At 49.3% G+C, this 16,948-nt stretch carries 13 protein-coding genes and 1 pseudogene; 10 read left to right on the top strand and 4 right to left on the bottom strand.

Annotation, left to right across the window (positions count from 1 at the left end; translation table 11 throughout):
* The 10 genes and pseudogenes from dagF (at position 1) to ACI1P2_RS17220 (ending at position 12,677) form a co-directional block, all read left to right on the top strand.
* A complete protein-coding gene (gene dagF / locus ACI1P2_RS17265) occupies positions 1-756 on the top strand; it encodes a 2-dehydro-3-deoxy-phosphogluconate aldolase (protein WP_355321091.1) in 756 nt (251 codons plus the stop codon).
* The gene (locus ACI1P2_RS17260) at positions 749-1,765 is read left to right on the top strand and encodes a sugar kinase (protein ID WP_355321090.1); all 1,017 of its coding nucleotides are present in this window, start codon (positions 749-751) and stop codon (positions 1,763-1,765) included. The genes dagF and ACI1P2_RS17260 overlap by 8 nt, the downstream gene beginning before the upstream one ends.
* A gap of 9 nt (positions 1,766-1,774) precedes the next feature.
* Positions 1,775-2,494, top strand: coding sequence for a GntR family transcriptional regulator (locus ACI1P2_RS17255; RefSeq protein ID WP_355321089.1), 720 nt, complete (start codon positions 1,775-1,777; stop codon positions 2,492-2,494).
* Between the two features lie 204 nt (positions 2,495-2,698).
* Positions 2,699-3,667: a LacI family DNA-binding transcriptional regulator gene (locus ACI1P2_RS17250; RefSeq protein WP_355321088.1), complete on the top strand. Its 969-nt coding sequence runs from the start codon at positions 2,699-2,701 to the stop codon at positions 3,665-3,667.
* Positions 3,668-3,843: 176 nt separating this feature from the next.
* Positions 3,844-4,794, top strand: coding sequence for an ABC transporter permease (locus ACI1P2_RS17245; protein ID WP_355321087.1), 951 nt, complete (start codon positions 3,844-3,846; stop codon positions 4,792-4,794).
* 12 nt (positions 4,795-4,806) lie between these two features.
* Positions 4,807-5,703 (top strand): carbohydrate ABC transporter permease, encoded by an 897-nt coding sequence (locus ACI1P2_RS17240; RefSeq protein ID WP_355321086.1) that lies wholly within the window; start codon positions 4,807-4,809, stop codon positions 5,701-5,703.
* Between the two features lie 120 nt (positions 5,704-5,823).
* On the top strand, positions 5,824-7,446 hold the full coding sequence (locus ACI1P2_RS17235; protein ID WP_355321085.1) for an ABC transporter substrate-binding protein: 1,623 nt from the start codon (positions 5,824-5,826) through the stop codon (positions 7,444-7,446).
* Positions 7,447-7,493: 47 nt separating this feature from the next.
* Positions 7,494-8,990, top strand: a pseudogene (locus ACI1P2_RS17230) (glycoside hydrolase family 32 protein); the annotation flags it as partial.
* A gap of 26 nt (positions 8,991-9,016) precedes the next feature.
* Positions 9,017-11,239, top strand: coding sequence for a GH32 C-terminal domain-containing protein (locus ACI1P2_RS17225; protein WP_408976260.1), 2,223 nt, complete (start codon positions 9,017-9,019; stop codon positions 11,237-11,239).
* Between the two features lie 13 nt (positions 11,240-11,252).
* A complete protein-coding gene (locus tag ACI1P2_RS17220) occupies positions 11,253-12,677 on the top strand; it encodes a glycoside hydrolase family 32 protein (RefSeq protein ID WP_355321083.1) in 1,425 nt (474 codons plus the stop codon).
* A gap of 325 nt (positions 12,678-13,002) precedes the next feature.
* Here ACI1P2_RS17220 and ACI1P2_RS17215 read toward each other — a convergent pair whose 3' ends face one another.
* The 4 genes from ACI1P2_RS17215 to ACI1P2_RS17200 are packed head-to-tail and all read right to left on the bottom strand — an operon-like array spanning position 13,003 to position 16,868.
* The gene (locus tag ACI1P2_RS17215; protein WP_355321082.1) at positions 13,003-14,001 is read right to left on the bottom strand and encodes a LacI family DNA-binding transcriptional regulator; all 999 of its coding nucleotides are present in this window, start codon (positions 13,999-14,001) and stop codon (positions 13,003-13,005) included.
* A gap of 44 nt (positions 14,002-14,045) precedes the next feature.
* A complete protein-coding gene (locus ACI1P2_RS17210; protein WP_355321081.1) occupies positions 14,046-15,134 on the bottom strand; it encodes a glycoside hydrolase family 172 protein in 1,089 nt (362 codons plus the stop codon).
* Between the two features lie 23 nt (positions 15,135-15,157).
* Positions 15,158-15,991: a carbohydrate ABC transporter permease gene (locus ACI1P2_RS17205; protein WP_355321080.1), complete on the bottom strand. Its 834-nt coding sequence runs from the start codon at positions 15,989-15,991 to the stop codon at positions 15,158-15,160.
* A 1-nt stretch (position 15,992) separates the two neighbouring features.
* Positions 15,993-16,868, bottom strand: coding sequence for a carbohydrate ABC transporter permease (locus tag ACI1P2_RS17200; RefSeq protein ID WP_355321079.1), 876 nt, complete (start codon positions 16,866-16,868; stop codon positions 15,993-15,995).
* Between the last annotated feature and the right edge of the window lie 80 nt (positions 16,869-16,948).

Below are 16,948 nucleotides of genomic sequence, written 5' to 3'. Positions count from 1 at the left end.
ATGTCTTTGATGGAAAAACGTCTTTACAAAAACCGCGCTGCGCTTAATGTGCTGGCAGGAAGCATTGAGAACGCCCGTGAAGTGTACGAAGCCGCTGAAGGCCATGTCATTGTCGGTGTATTGTCCAAAAACTATCCGGATGCGGAGACGGCTGTCGCTGCCATGAAGGAATATGGAGCGGCCATCGAGGACGCCGTGTCCATCGGCCTTGGGGCCGGGGACAACCGGCAGGCGGCTGTCGTGGCGGAAATTGCGAAAAGTTATGGCGGCACACACATCAACCAGGTGTTCACAGCCGTTGGAGCTACCCGCGCCAATCTGGGAAACCGTGACAGCTGGATTAACAGTCTTGTATCTCCATGCGGCCGTCCCGGCTATGTGAATATTTCGACAGGCCCTGTCAGTGCGGCTTTGTCCGAACACGCCATCGTGCCTGTGAAAGCAGCGATTGCGCTCGTGCGCGATATGGGCGGCAATGCGCTGAAATATTTCCCGATGCAGGGGCTGAAGCTGGAGGATGAATTCCGGGCGGTGGCGCAGGCATGCGGCGAGGAAGGTTTTGCCCTCGAGCCGACAGGCGGCATCGATCTGGACAATTTCGAAGAGATCCTGCGTATTGCGCTTGAAGCTGGTGTTCCGCAGGTGATCCCGCATGTGTATTCATCCATCATCGATAAGGACACTGGCAGCACAAACGTCAAGGACGTACAGTTCCTGTACGAAACGATGAAAAAGCTGGTGGATCAATATGAATAAACGTGTAGCCGCATTTGGGGAAGTGATGATGCGGCTGCAGGTGCCCGGGTATGACACACTGGCACAGGCGGATGCGCTCCGGTATACCTTTTCGGGAACGGGAGTCAATATTGTGTCCGCCCTGGCACGTTTTGGCCATACGGGTTACCTGGTCACGACGCTGCCTGACAATCCGCTGGGGGAAGCGGCCATGGCGTATTTGCGCAAGCTGGGGGTGTCCACCTCGCTGATCCGGCGGGGCGGAAGATTTGTTGGCATGTATTTTCTGGAGAACGGATTCGGCATGCGCCCGAGCAGAGTGACGTATACGGACCGGCTGGGCAGCAGCTTTAACCAGGCTCTCGCGGACAACTACGATCCGGTGGACATTGCCGGGAACGTGGATATCATGCATTTCTGCGGAATTACGCTGGCGATGAACGACACGGTACGTGGGCATATGAAAAAACTGGCCGCAGCAGTGAAGCAGGCGGGCGGCAAGGTCGTCTTCGACTGTAATTACCGCCCATCCCTGTGGGGTGACGGTGGTTATGCGCTGGCCAAACCTCATTATGAGGAGATGCTCGCTTTGGCAGATGTCGTCATGATGAATGAAAAAGATGCGCTGCATATTCTCGGGCTGGAAACACATGCTACTGAGCGGAAGGAGCAGCTGCTGGACTTGATCCCGCAGGTTGCAAGCAAATTCGGTATTTCAGTGGCCGCGGGGACACACCGGTCCATTAACCGGGATAACAGCCACTCCCTGCAGGGGTATATTTATAAAGACGGACAGTTTGAATTTTCGGACACGCTCACCTTTATGGTGTATGATCGTATAGGGGCGGGAGATGCATATGCGAGCGGCATCATTCACGGAGAAATTCAGAACTTCTCCGCGAAGCACACTGTTGACTTTGCCGCAGCCGCCGCGGCGCTGGCACATACCGTGTCCGGAGATACGCCGAATGCATCCGAGGCCGAAGTCTTGAAGGCTATGACTCAAATGATGCCTGACGTGGAAAGGTAGTGACGCGGATTGTCCATTACGCGCAAAAATGGGCCGTTATATCTGCAAATCAAGAAAATCGTGAAAGACCGGATATTGCACGGCATTTACCCCCTGGGAACGATCATTCCGTCCGAGCCGCAGCTGGAAAAAGAGTTTGGCGTCAGCAAGGTGACAGTCCGCAATGCGGTGCAGGAATTATGCCAGGAGGGTTATCTGGAAAAACGAAGCGGTGTAGGCACGACAGTGATCCGGAACCGCTCCCTGTCCCGGTTGTCCAAAGGAAAAAGGTTCACGGAAATTCTCGTTGACGAAGGCCATCGGATGGAGAAGAAGCTGCTCGGTTCGGAAATGGTAACCAATGATGCGCAATCCGAGCCGTTCCAGCTTTTCGGGGAGCGCTGCCTGCGTATTGAGAGGTTATATCTGTTAGATGGTAAACCATATATTCATTATGTGCATTACCTTGATCCCTCTGCCGTTGCTGTTACAGGGGATGAACATGCAGATATGCAGTCACTGTATGACCTGATTGAAGAAAATGATATCAGCCTGGAGCGGTTTCGTGATGCGTTTACCGTCGGTACGGCAAGCGTTGAAACCGGGCAATTGCTTGGCATTCCGGAAGGAGCTTCTACGCTTAAGCGTATCCGATACTCCTACAGTGCCGACGGCCAGGTCGTTGAATATAGCATCGGTCATTACAATACCGAGCTTCAGCCTTATCTTGTGAGCTATGATGCTCCTTGATAAACTGGGCATCTTGACCTTCTGATTTTGTATTGCCTGTGAAAAGGCGGCCTCCTTGGTTATGACCAGGAGAGCCGCCTTTTCGTGATTGATTGTGATTATGCGCGTCCACAAAAAAATGAAACGTTTCCAAATTAACTGTTGAAACGTTTCCAATTTAGTATTATTATGATTGTCATAAGAGATGCTCAAGTGGAGGGTTAGATGTCAAGTATTAAAGATGTAGCTAACTTGGCTGGTGTAGCTGTGGGAACTGTATCCCGAGTCATTAACAATTCGGGCTCTGTAAAACCCGCTACACGCAAAAAAGTGGAGAAAGCCATACAAGAATTGAATTATATCCCTAATGAGGTTGCCCGCAACTTCAAAATGCGGAAATCCAAGATGGTTGCCCTGCTGCTCCCAAGTATCTGGCACCCTTTCTTTTCTGAATTGGCATATTACATTGAAGATGAGTTGGACCGGGAAGGTTTTAAGCTCATGCTGTGCAATAGCGGTGGCAAACCTGAAAAGGAATTGTATTATCTCGATATGCTGCAGCAAAACAAAGTGGCAGGTATTGTTGGTATTACGTACAACGATATTGAAAATAACGTAAGCAATGACATTCCGATTGTCAGTATCGACAGACACTTTAACAAGAAAATCACATGCGTCACTTCGGACAATTATGAAGGGGGGCGCCTGGCGCTAAGGGAACTTGTCAAAGCAGGTGCCAAAAAAATGGCTTTTTTGGGCAGCGTCACCTCCGTTTTCAGTGAAACCATGAATCGGAGAGAAGGTTTCATACATGAGGCGAAAACAATGGGAGTCGACTATGTTGTATACGAGAAGCCGGACCCTGTTTTGGACGACGATGCCTATTTTGACGAGTTTCTGGATAAGTACCACGATGTGGACGGAATTTTTGCCATTACTGATATGTTCGCCGCCAAATATATAGATAAAGCAGGCAAGCAGGGGATTCGTGTTCCAGAGGATGTAAAGGTTATCGGATATGACGGTATTCAGGATCATTCATATTTCCATCCGATATTGTCAACGATCAGGCAACCTGTAGAGGAGATGGCTCGTATGACGATCAGACTGCTCTACAAAAAGATAGAAGGAGAAACCTTGGACCGGGAAGTTTATCGTCTTCCGGTCATATTTAGACGAGGTGAAACTACTTAGTTTCACCTAAAAAAAAAGGAGTCTCCTTTTCAACGGTTATTAGAAAAACATCAACCGCTTCAGTCGCTACACCAATGAACTTGCGGTTGGCGTTCTTCTTAAACTAAATTGGAAACGTTTCAAATAAAGTGGAAACGTTTCAATTACAAAAATTATATAGGAAAGGGAGTATTAGGATGAACCCAAGAGATTCCGGAGAATATCGACTCGTTATCAAAGAAAATCGTAAAACTTGGGACCGAATCAAACGCAACTATGAACTGTATCTGTTTCTGCTGCCGATTGTTTTGATTTATCTCGTATTCAAGTACTACCCGATGTACGGAGTGCAAATTGCATTTAAGGATTTTTCACCGAGCAAGGGGATATGGGGCAGCGAATGGGTAGGCTTTCAGCATTTTATTGAGTTTTTCGATTCATATAACTTCTGGACGATCATGTTCAATACGCTGACACTCAGTTTCCTGTCACTTTTGTTCAGCTTCCCGGCTCCGATTATTATAGCGGTTATGTTGAATCAAATATTAGGCAAGCGATACAAGAAATTTATTCAGACGGTCATTTATGCGCCCCATTTTATCTCCACCGTTGTACTCGTCGGTATGCTCCATGTTTTTTTATCGCCAAACAGCGGGCTCGTAAACCACATGATTACCTGGTTCGGAGGAGAACCCATTCTGTTTATGGCTGACGAAGGCTGGTTCCGTCCTTTATATATTTTGTCAGGGATATGGCAAGAGACCGGTTTCTCCACGATTATTTACCTGGCAGCGCTTGCAGGAGTCAATCCTGAACTGCATGAAGCCGCCATTATGGATGGTGCGAGTAAGTGGAAGCGGGTGTGGCATGTGGATATTCCCGGTATTCTCCCGACAATTATCATTCTGCTGATTCTCGCACTCGGAAACATTATGGGCATCGGTTTCGAGAAGGCTTTTTTGATGCAAAGTGATCTGAACTATGGAACCTCCAATATTATTCCAACCTATGTATACGAATTAGGGATTCAGAAGGCGCAATACAGCTTTTCGACGGCGGTTGGATTGTTTAATTCCGTTATCAACATCATCCTGATTGTCGCCGTTAACCGGATCGCCAAAAAATTGACGGAAACCAGTCTGTGGTAAGGGGGATTTACTTTGAACAATCTTTTGAAGAGAAAGAGCAGAGGGGACGCCTGGTTTGACGCCATTAACTATTTCGTGTTGACCGTAGTCATGCTGCTCATATTATTTCCGTTGTATTTTGTATTGATTGCTTCATTCAGTGATCCCAATCTGATTTATTCAGGAGAAGTATGGTTATATCCGAGGGGTTTTACACTCGATGGCTATCTACGAATTTTTAATGACTCCTCTATTTGGATCGGATATGCAAATTCCCTTCTTTACGCGGGTTTGGGAACTTTGATTGGAGTAGCTGTTACCGTATTTGCGTCCTATCCGTTAGCCCGCAAGGATCTGGTCGGAAGATCAGTAATGATGTGGTTTTTACTGATCCCCATGTTTTTTAGCGGCGGGTTGATTCCCACATATTTGTTGATCAAGGATCTGCACATGTTAAATACGATTTGGGCGCTGGTTATTCCTGGGGCTGGCGGTATATTCAATGTTATCATCGTTCGGACATTCTTTCAGTCGTCCATTCCGGATGAAATGTGGGAAGCCGCTTCAATCGACGGTTGCTCCAACACCAGATTTTTTTGGAGTATTGTCTTGCCTCTGTCCAAGTCCATCATTGCAGTTATGGTGTTGTATCATGTCGTCGGCTTTTGGAATGGCTTTTTCGATGCTTTGATCTACTTGAATGACGAGAGCAAGTATCCTCTTCAATTGGTGCTGCGCAACATTCTCGTTCAAAATCAGGTCAACTCCGGGATGATGGTGGATGTGGAATCCTATGCAGCGAAGATGAGGGTTACTGAACTTATCAAGTACGGTGTTATTATCGTGTCCAGCTTGCCACTGCTGATTTTGTATCCATTTCTGCAAAAGTACTTTGTCAAAGGGGTAATGATTGGCTCGATCAAGGGCTGATGCTGACAATTTCCTGAAGGGAGGGGATATATAGCAACCAACCATGGTGCATCCAGATAAAGCTGGAATGGGGAATAAAATTGTGATTTTAATGGATCAACTAAAGGGAGGTTAGGTACGATGAAATCTTTATTCAAAAACGCAGGAATTCTCGTGCTGGCCGGAGCCCTTGCGCTGAGCGGATGTTCGGGAGAAGACGGCTCCAAAAATCAGGTGAAAAATCCGGAACAGGATACGAATTTCAATAAAATCGGTCTGCCGATTGTTAAAGAAGCAGTGACGCTAAAGATGGTATCCCCAAAAGCAGCGTTAGCGCCGGAGTATTCCGAAATGGAAATTTTCAAACGGTTGGAAGAACAAACAAATGTAAAGATCGAGTGGGAGAACATTCCGGACACAGACTACGCAGAGAAGAAAAATTTGCTGCTGGCCAGCGGAAATTTGCCGGACGCTTTTTACGCAGCCGGATTTTCGGATTACGAGCTCATCAATTACGGTAAAGACGGAACGATCATTCCACTGGAGGATTTGATCGATCAGTACGCGCCTAATTTGAAAGCGCTTTTGGAGCGCAGGCCTGACATTAAGTTAGCGATCACGGCGCCCGATGGGCACATTTATGGGCTGCCGTCGTGGGAAGAGAATAACCTGGGAACCAACCCTTTCTTTCATGTCATCAATAAAAAGTGGCTCGATAAGCTCGGTCTGAAAATGCCGCAAACGCTCGATGAATACACGGAAGCCTTAATTTCCTTTAAAACGCAGGATCCGAATGGCAACGGCAAGGCCGATGAAATTCCGTTAAGCTTCATGCACATGCAATGGTGTATGGACATTGGCGGCATATTCGGAGCTTTCGGACTTCCGGATAACATGGAACATCGGATCGTCCGCGATGGAAAAGTGATCTTTACGGCGACGCAACCCCAGTACAAGGAAGCTTTGAAGTATTTTCATGAAAAATGGTATAAGCAGGGCCTGATTGACCCCGAATCCTTCACCCAGGACGCTGCTCAGTATCTGGCAAAAGGCAAAACGAAGGACGAAACACTTGGCTCCTACATCTGGTGGGAAGCCGAAGAAGTTGTCGGACCGGAGCGAAGCCAGGATTATGCTTTACTGTCTCCGCTTAAAGGACCGAACGGTGACCAATTGATCGGCCGCGGCAATGGAGGGGGGCCGGGACGCGGCGCCTTTGTGATAACAAAAGCGAACCGCTATCCCGAAATCACGATGCGCTGGATCGATCAGCAGTATGAACCGTATATGGCGGCTCAGATCCACTGGGGTCCGCTGGATGTTGTATTCAAGAAAGACGAAAATAGCAAGCTGGTGAACCTGCCGCTCCCTGCTGGAACCTCTGCAGGTGAATTCCGGCAAAAAGTGGCTCCAGGCGCAGGCGGCCCTGGCGTTATTACCATCGAAGACCTTGGAAAAGTTGTTGATCTGGAGCCACGGGCCCAGCAGCGTGTTAAAGATTTGGAGCAATATTACAATCCATATATGGAGAAGGAAAACTATCCAAATATATTCTTTGAAAAGGAAGAGCTGGACAAAATCAATAGAATTGAACCGGAACTGATTAAATATGTAAATGCCCAACGAGGTAAATTCATTGTTAATGGCGGCGTGGATGAACAGTGGGATAAATATGTGAAGACACTGGAGAAGATGGGCCTGAACGAATTGATGGAAATCTATCAAACAGGATTGGACCGTTATCATGCAAATTTACAAAAATAAATAAACTTAAACGATTGGTGGGAGAAATTGTGCTAGATGTATTTTATGAGAGATTCAGACCCGGCTTTCATTTTTCGCCTCCATCCCATTGGATGAATGATCCGAACGGATTAGTCTATTACGAGGGAGAATATCATCTGTTTTATCAGCATCATCCTCACGGCAACAAATGGGGGCCCATGCATTGGGGACATGCGGTAAGTCCGGACTTGATCCATTGGCAGCACATGCCGATCGCTTTGTTCCCGGATGAGCTTGGAGCCATTTTCTCCGGCTGCTGCGTAGTGGACTGGAATAACAGCAGCGGACTGTTCGAAGGTTCGCATGGATTGGTCGCCATCTTTACTCATGCGGACACCTGTCCTAAGACCGGGCAGCCGCGCCAGCGGCAAAGCGTGGCTTACAGCAGCGACAAAGGCCGAACTTGGCACAAATATGAGGGGAACCCGGTTCTCGCCGAGGATGATCTGATCGACTTTCGAGATCCGAAAGTGTTCTGGCATCCGCAGAGTGAGCGGTGGGTGATGGTGCTTGTGGCGGGAGACCATGCTCGTTTTTATGGATCGAAAAATTTGCGTGAATGGTCGCTAACAGGAGAATTCGGCAAAGGGGAAGGCTCGCATGACGGCGTTTGGGAATGCCCGGATCTTTTTAAATTGCCGATTGATGACAGCGGGCGCTCCAAATGGGTGCTTATCATAAGCATTGGGGATAATCCCGACTGTCCTGAAGGCTCACGCACGCAATACTTTATCGGAGAGTTCGACGGAAATACGTTCATCAATGACCATTCGGCCGATCATATCCTCTGGCTGGATCATGGTAGGGATAATTACGCGGGTGTCACTTGGTCGGATATACCAGAGCAAGACGGACGGCGTGTGATGATCGGATGGATGAGCAACTGGAAATATGCCAACCAGACGCCAACCGGTGACTGGAGAGGCGCCATGACTCTGCCCCGTGCCTTGTCATTGACCAGCCGGGACGAAGGCATAGTTCTGACCCAAATGCCTGTCCGGGAAGTTGAACGGCTGCGAAAAACATCGATGAGCTGGAATGATGTCACGCTGGCGCAGGACGTACCGTTTAAACAGCAGACGAACGATGGTCTGCTGGAGATAGAAGCGGATATTGACATCCGGTCCGGGAACGAGGTGCATATAAAATTCAAATCCTCCGGGCAGAACGAGACGATTATTGGATATGATCCTGTGTTTCAACGTCTATCTATCGACCGTTCCAAATCGGGTCTGACTGACTTTCATCCGGAGTTTGCATGCAATCACGGTGCAAGCCTGGTTCCGGAGGATGGAAAGATCAGGTTGCATATCTGGCTAGACCGCAATGCTGTTGAAGTGTATGGGAATGGGGGACTGGTTGTGCTGACGGATCAAATATTCCCGGATGCTCCGATCGAGAATGTTTGGATAAGCACGAATTCGGGGCAGGTTGTATTGAACTCGCTTCATATTCATGCTCTTAAATCCATTTCTATTCCTAATGGTGCCGTCGAGCAGACTTCAAGGGGGAATGACGCGTGAACCAAGTACCCGACAATCGGGGACTGATGATGTATTGGGCTTTCGACGAAGGAACCGGAGCAAGAGCTTTGGAGAGCGTATCCAAAACTCATGATGATATTCAATACGTATTTAAGCAAGCGGAGTTTACGGAACCGCGCGATCCGCAGTGGAGACAGGGCATCTTGGGCAGCGGACTCCTGTTCGATGGGTACTCGACATACGTTGCCCATTGGGTCAATACGGGAGAGTCGAATGGCGAGCCAGGGTTTCTGACGGCGCTCAGCATCGGAGTATGGGTAGCGCCCCGCTCCTACGAATGGGGGGAGGGTGGTAAATTGGCTTCCATCGTGAACCGCTACAACATGGACCGCAAGCAGGGCTATTTGCTGGGCATGTTTCGCCACGGATCATGGTCTTTCCAGGTTGGGCTTAAAGGAGGGGCTTGGGCGGAGATTTGGTCGCCGGACGGCTGTGAACTGCCAAAAAATGAATGGTCTTACGTAAGTGCGGTGTTCGATGGGAACCAGGGAGAAATGAAGCTTTATTTGAACGGCAGCGAAATCGCTTCGACTTCCTTGCCACACGGTTCCCGCTTGGCCGAGGCTGTGGATAGCGATTTGCTTATCGGAAAGAACAATCACAGCAGCCGTCTGGCAAAGGTGTTCAGCCTGCACATGTTCAGTGGTATCATCGATGAGCTCAAGATATATAATCGGGCCCTGAGCGCGGAAGAGGTGGCTGTTGCTTATCACCATGTGCTGGACTCCGCTCATGGAGGTGTCCGACCGTCTTTAAAATATGATGAGATCAAGCTGGACCGGACGCCCCTGCTGTCGGACCGGCATAGACCCCAATATCATGTCAGCCCGCCGGCCCATTGGATGAATGAACCTCATGCGCCGATCTATTTTGATGGGAAATATCATTTATTCTATCAGCACAACCCGCTAGGGCCTTTCTTTCATCAGATCCATTGGGGACATTGGGTAAGCGATGATCTGGTGCATTGGCGCGACCTTCCCGTGGCGCTGGCGCCGGAGAAGGATCAGCTTGCACCGGACGGGATCTGGTCGGGAAGCGCTACCTATGATGCGGACGGTCTGCCTGTCTTGTTCTTTACGGCAGGCAATGACAGTGTTTCGCCGAATCAGAGCGTTGCGCTTGCCCGCAGCACTTATACTCGGGATGGAGACCCGGATCTGGTTCACTGGGTCAAACATCCGGAGCCGCTCATCGTGCAGAAGAAGGGCATGGGTGCATTCGGCGATTTCCGGGATCCCTTTGTTTGGAAGGACGATGCCGGCTGGTATGCTTTGGTCGGGTCGGGGATGGAAGGCGAAGGAGGCGCGGCGCTGGCATTTGCGTCCAAGGATATGCTGAATTGGACTTACAAGGGTCCATTGTATCAAGCGGATCTTCAGAAGTTCCCTTATCTTGGCCCGATCTGGGAGCTCCCCGTGCTGCTTCCGCTTGTCAGCCCTGTGGGAAAAGGGGCGGATGTCGAGGTGTTCTATTGGATCGGGCAGCTTGACAGGGGAAATCTGTCATTCATTCCCGATCAAGAGGAGCCGCAACTGATTGACGTCGGCGATTTCCATTTTACCGGCCCGAGCGGAATGGTGGATCCGAGAACCGGCAGAAAGATCATCTTTACGATAGCCCAAGGGGAGCGGACGCCCGAATTGGAATATCAATCGGGTTGGGCCCATAACGGCGGGTTGCCGCTAAGCGTCTATTTGCGGGATGACGGACAGCTGGGAATCGAACCAATTGAGGAGCTGCAATCGCTGCGGGGGGAGAAGCGGATATCGCTTCGGAACGAGTCACTGGCCGAGACGAATGTACGGCTCCGGGAGGTTCAAGGCGACATGCTTGAGATTCAACTGGAAATCGAGCCGTGCAGCGCCCAACGATTCGGAATCAAGATCCGGCGCACCCCGGACGGGGAAGAAGAAACGCTGCTGTATTATGATGTGATTCAATCGATGCTCTTGGTCGACCGGACGAAAACGACACTGCATCCGGGAGAAAAATGCGGAGGGATCCAGGGCGGCAAGCTGAAGCTGCCAGGCGAGAACCTGAAGCTTCACCTTTATTTGGACCGCTCCATGGTCGAAGCCTATGCCAACGGTTTGAAAAGCCTTACGACCCGTGTGTATCCGAGCCGCATGGATGCTCTGGGGCTTGAGATTTGGGGAGACGGGGAACTAACGGTTAAATCCCTGGATATATGGGAGATGCAAGCCATTTGGCAAAGTGAATCTTAGGGGGAATCATAGGATGAGGGAATTTTTCTATCGGCCGGAGAACGCCTGGGTAGGGGACGTGATTCCCTATTATGAAGACGGAGAATTTAAATTATTCTATCTGCACGGCTGGCGGGAGAACTACCGGGATGGTCTTGACCATGGCTGGTATCTGATCGAAACGAAGGATTTCGTGAATTATCGGGCAGAAGGAGCCTGCAAAATCGAAGGCGGCACTGGCCATATTTTGAAAGTAGACGGTATCTATCATATGTTCTACTGCATATTCCCTCCAGGCGAGCAGCTCGTCTGCCATGCGATCAGCAGCGACTTGAAGACCTGGGAGCCTATTCCCGAACATACCTTTGCCGCTGACGACCGTATCTATGAGCTATCAGATTGGCGCGATCCTTTTGTATTCTGGAATGAAGAGGAGGGTCAATACTGGATGTTGCTTGCCGCGATGGCGAAAGGGCCAACCAACCGAAAAGGGTGCACCGCGCTGCTGTCATCCAAAGACCTTAAAACTTGGGAGTACCGCGAGCCTCTGTACGCGCCGAATTTGCACGTAGGGGCCCATGAATGTCCCGACTTATTCCGGATCGGGGATTGGTGGTATTTGATCTACTCCTCCTATACTGGACGTTTTGCAACATTTTACCGGATGAGCCGTTCCCTGGATGGCCCGTGGCTGACTCCTCAGGAGGACACCTTCGACGGTAGGGCTTTCTATGCGGCCAAATCCGCGACAGATGGACGAAGACGCTATCTGTTCGGTTGGAATCCCACGAAAAACGACGATTTATTCGGCTGGAATCCGCCGAAATCCCGAGGTAAGGACTACAATACCTGGGATTGGGGAGGAAATCTGATCGTCCATGAAATCGTTCAGCGCCCTGACGGCACGCTCGGCGTAAAAGTGCCGGATACGGTTGATGCGGCATTTTCGCACCCGCTGCCCGTACATTATCAGAGTATTACGGGAGATTGGCTGATTACGGATCGCACGCTCTCCTGCGTGTCGCCGTACGGTTTTGCCGGCAGCACGAGTCGGGAGGAGCTGCCTGATCCATGCAAGATTTCCGCCAGCGTCTCATTCTCCGAGCAAACGCAAGGGGTTGGGTTCATGCTGCGAACAGAAGATACGTTAGATGAGGCCTATTACGTTACCCTGGAACCGCAGCGGAATCGTCTTACCTTCCGGGGGGCGATCATGCAGTCGGAAGAGGGCGGGAAGACCTTCCCTTATGAGGTAGAGCTGGAGCGTCCGATAGAGCTGATTCCTGATCGTCCTTACGAAATTAAAGTGTTTATGGACGGATCGATTTGTGAAATTTACGTGGATGAGAACATAGCGATGAGCGCCAGAATGTATGATATCCCGCGAGGGAAGCTTGGCTTGTTTGTCAGCCAAGGCTACGCTGAGTTTAGCGATGTGCGAATCAAGGGTAGAGGATAAAGCAAAAAAAACGAGCAGGGAATCAACGAACCCCTTACTCGATTTTTTGAATGATCTGTTTGAAGTTTGGCTCAACCTAGAAATCAATTCTTGACGGCTTGGCAGGCCGGTGGGTTGGGTGGTAGATCAATCAACACTCGCAAGTCCGGACGCTTTGCATGATTATCCCGTTTGATCAGAAACAGAGAAACAGACGAATACCTACCCTAGCCCCACCTATTCCCTGAGCGAGAGGGATAATCGTACAAAGCAGCGTGCAGGGGCATCAAGACACGAACACAATAGACAGCCACCTCAGTCTGGGAGTCTGAAGTTTATTTGGAAATTAGCTGGTTCGCCGCACCATCAGTTCCGTCGGAAACACTTGTTCGACAGGATCGGGCCACTGGCTATCGGATTCGATGGATTCGATCATCAGCTTGGAAGCTGCCTCGGCTAATTCATTGATCGGATGCCGAATGGTTGATAAGCTCAGCAGCTCGGAGACGGTAGGCATATCATCGACACCCAACACGGCCAGTTGTTCCGGAACGGAAAGGTTCAAATCCTTGCAGGCCTTCAACGCCCCAACAGCGGAGATGTCATTTAAACAAAACAACGCTTGCGGCAGCTGATTATTTTTGGTCAGATTTATCACGGTCTCGTATCCGAAGGTTTCCGTCATATCGCCCGTGATGACGGTCGGCAGCTTGCCGTTTTGCTGCAAAGTCTCGCTGGCTCCGTTCAACCGGTCATCGAAGCCAGGGACGTGGCCGTGCGGATAAGTCAAAATGACCAGCTTGTCATAGCCGCGGGATAACAAGTGGTTTACCCCAAGTTGGCCGCTCTGATAGTCGTTGACGCGCAGGACATGCGCTCCATAGGATAAATTGTGGCGGCCAACCGTAATGACCGGTACTTTGAGATCCATTAATTTTGACATGAATTTTTCCGTGTCCATCGTTGCTTTGACGATAATCCCGTCGACCATCTGGATATTCATAAAGATTTCTTCAAAGTCCAGCAGGATGATTTTATATCCCAAAGACTTTAACTGCTGCTTGATGACTTTGGCAAAATGGAGAAAGTATAAGTCCTCAAAGTAACCGTCACCGTCATAGGTGCTATCGGATAAAACAAGCCCAATGGTATGCATTCTGCCAGTAATAAGACTTTTGGCAACCGGGTTCACTTGGTAACCTAATTTCTCGATCGAGAGACTGATTTTTCCCTTCGTCTCCGCGCCCATCTTCTGAAAGTTGCCGTTTAGAAAATGGGAGACCGTCGCGGGTGATACGCCCGCGTCTTTTGCGACTTGAACTAAAGTAACCCTTTTCTTTGCCATTTTCGAACCTCTGCTTCTTTTGGATTGCGACTATTTCGTCTTGATTAGCGCGGCCGTCTTTCCACTACGCCGGGAAGGGCGGGGAATGCTTGATGCGGCTCGGTCTGATACCAGTAACATACGGAACTTATGTCATCGCTTCTTTCGAACAACGCCTTTCCGTCATGCCCGATCTGTTGAACTGTGACCCTTAAATCCTCTTCAAACAAAATGGGGTCAAGCATATGCCAACGATAGAAGCCGCGCATCGGACAAGCGGCGCCGTCGTAAATATGCGCTCTCGTCGTATCTTTTACTGCAAAATACGGGAAACCCATAAATGGGGTGGAGTACGTCTGCTCCTCAACGGGGTTGCCGTTGTCATAGTTCACGAAGCCCCAGGCTCCGCCGAAGTAATCCTCCGTTCCCGTTCCGCAGATCGTCGGCCAGTCCCGATCGCCGTCGAGATAAAATTTAACTTCCCCTTCGCCGTACCAGTAGCGGGACAGCGAGGTCCAGGCCATATAGGTACCGACATATTTTCCTCTTCCTTTAATTCCATCAATAATCGTATAATCCTGCTTAAGCTGGGTCGGATTTTCCCGGCGGAATTGGGCGTGAAAATACTCCGTATCCTCCGGGAGCTCATCGACCAGCATATAATCAAACTGATAGAAAAACGCTTCGATCTCTTGGGGATGCTCATTCGTGACGGTGACTTTGGCGGATTTCCTGAAAGGCATCGTAAAGTAACTGTTCATGCCGCCTACCGGATTGACTACGATAGGCAGGGAATTCACGACCGCTCTGGCGCCGAAGCCATTGCAGAAGAAATCGCCCAGCGGAACTTCAACGGACGGGGACTCTTCACCATCCCAATACATTCGCAGCACCAGGTCACGCAGCACGAACCAGCCGGTCTCGGTTTGGTCGGTCACAGTCATCCAGATATGCTGGATAATACCGGGGCCTTCGATATCGACGAGTGTGGCGGTTTCGCCTTGGGCTAACGAGATAAAAGCTTTGCCTTTCCGTGCAACTCCCAGAGGACCTTCTGCTTTTCCGCCTTCCCCTTTCAGGCCACGGGGATTCTCCGCCGTGATCGATCTGCTTTTCCCTTTCATTCTGCCGAAAAGTTGATTCATGGATAACATGGTTCATCTCTCCTTATCTTTTTTCATCCTTTAACTGCTCCATCAGAAACGCCAGCCATCAAGTATTTGTTTAGAAATAAATAGATGATAATGATCGGGATGATACTGATACAGATGGCCGCAAACGTCTGTCCCCAATCTGTCGCCCCGAATGCCCCGATGAACTCCTGAAGACCAACGGCGATTGTTTTGTATTGCTTGTCGTTCGTAAAGGTGTTGGAAAAAATAAAATCATTCCAAATGAGAACGAAATTGATCGATGCGACCGTGATGGTTGTGTTGATGGTAAGCGGAGAAATGATTTTATAGAACACCTGATAAATATTGCATCCGTCAATGACAGCAGCTTCGATCAATTCGTTGGGCACATAACTGTAAAAGCTGGTGAAGATCAAAATGGATAAGGGCAAAGCAAATCCGACTTGAGGAAGGATTAGCGCCAGGTATGAATTCAGCAGCCCGAAGTCCTTGTACATAATAAACAACGGGATTAGGGTTACTTGAATGGGGATCATGATCCCGACCGTAAAGAACAGCAGCAGCTTCGAATTCAGCTTAAAATTCATTTTGACGAGGGCAAAGCCGGCCGTTGAGCTTAAGAAGATGATCAGCAGCAGGCAGCTGAACGTTACAATGGCGGTATTTTTGATATAAAGTAACAGATCGCTTCCCTTGAATACGGCTGCATAGTTGTCGAACGACCATACTGTCGGCAGCGAAAAGGGCTTTGTCGTTAGTTCGATGCTCGATTTAAAGCTGGACAGCATCAACCAGATCACCGGGTAGATCTGCACGATTAGGATTGCGATAACGATAAAATACAGCAGAAAGGATAAGGCCGCTTTTTTGGATTGCATGTTACGCTTCTCCTTTCCTGGAATTGAATATGGCCCGAATAATAAGAACGGCAATAAGGCTTTCAATGACGATAAATACGGCGATTGAGCTTCCGTATCCAAATTGGTTGGTAGCAAACGCTTTTTTGTACATATAAGTGGTAACCAGCTCAGTCGTCGAACCCGGCACGCCGATGATATAAGGAATATCGAAGCCTCTCAGCGCGCCGGTGGTGCACATGATAAGGGCCAAACTCAGCACATGTTTAATACTTGGCAACTTGATATGCCGGATCAGCTGCCATCCATTAACGCCGTCTATAGTTGCAGCCTCCTCGACTTCTTTCGGAATCGCGATCAGTGCTGCGTAAAAAATAACCATGTACATCCCCGTAAAGCGCCAGCCTTCGGGAATGGATACCGCAATCAATGCGGTGTGCGGATCGGATAACCAGGCGGTTTGCAAATGGCCCAGTCCGATCCAATCCAGGAACATGTTCAGCAAACCAAGCGGCTGCAGGGAATAGAAGTTCCGAAACATCTGCGCGATGGCGACGGTGACCACAACGGCCGGCAAATAATACAGCGTTCTGAAAATGCCGGCTCCTTTCTTGACATACGAGAGCAGCAATGCAAAAAACAAGCCGATGAACACCTGCATGAGTACCACGATTACGACATATACCAAGTTGTTTTTCACGGAATTCCAGAAGTAGGGGTCATGAAACATCTTGATATAGTTGCCCAGCCCAATATACTCGGCATCTTTTATTCCATTCCAATCCTGGAAGCCGTAGTTCAGCGACTGAATGATCGGGACAAAGACAGTTCCTAAATAAAACAGCAAGGCTGGCGTGATGAATATTAACCATGCCTTCTTGTCCTTGAGCACATTCATATAAATCTCTCCATAAAGTTTATTTTAAAAAGTTCACTGAAGGCTGCCACCCGGACCTTGTATGGCCGGGTGGGTGGCAG

The sequence above is a fragment of the Paenibacillus jiangxiensis genome, assembly GCF_046098255.1.
Classification (GTDB): domain Bacteria; phylum Bacillota; class Bacilli; order Paenibacillales; family Paenibacillaceae; genus Paenibacillus; species Paenibacillus jiagnxiensis.
Note: the sequence above shows the minus strand (reverse complement) of the source record. Positions and strands in the feature narration are given on the sequence as shown.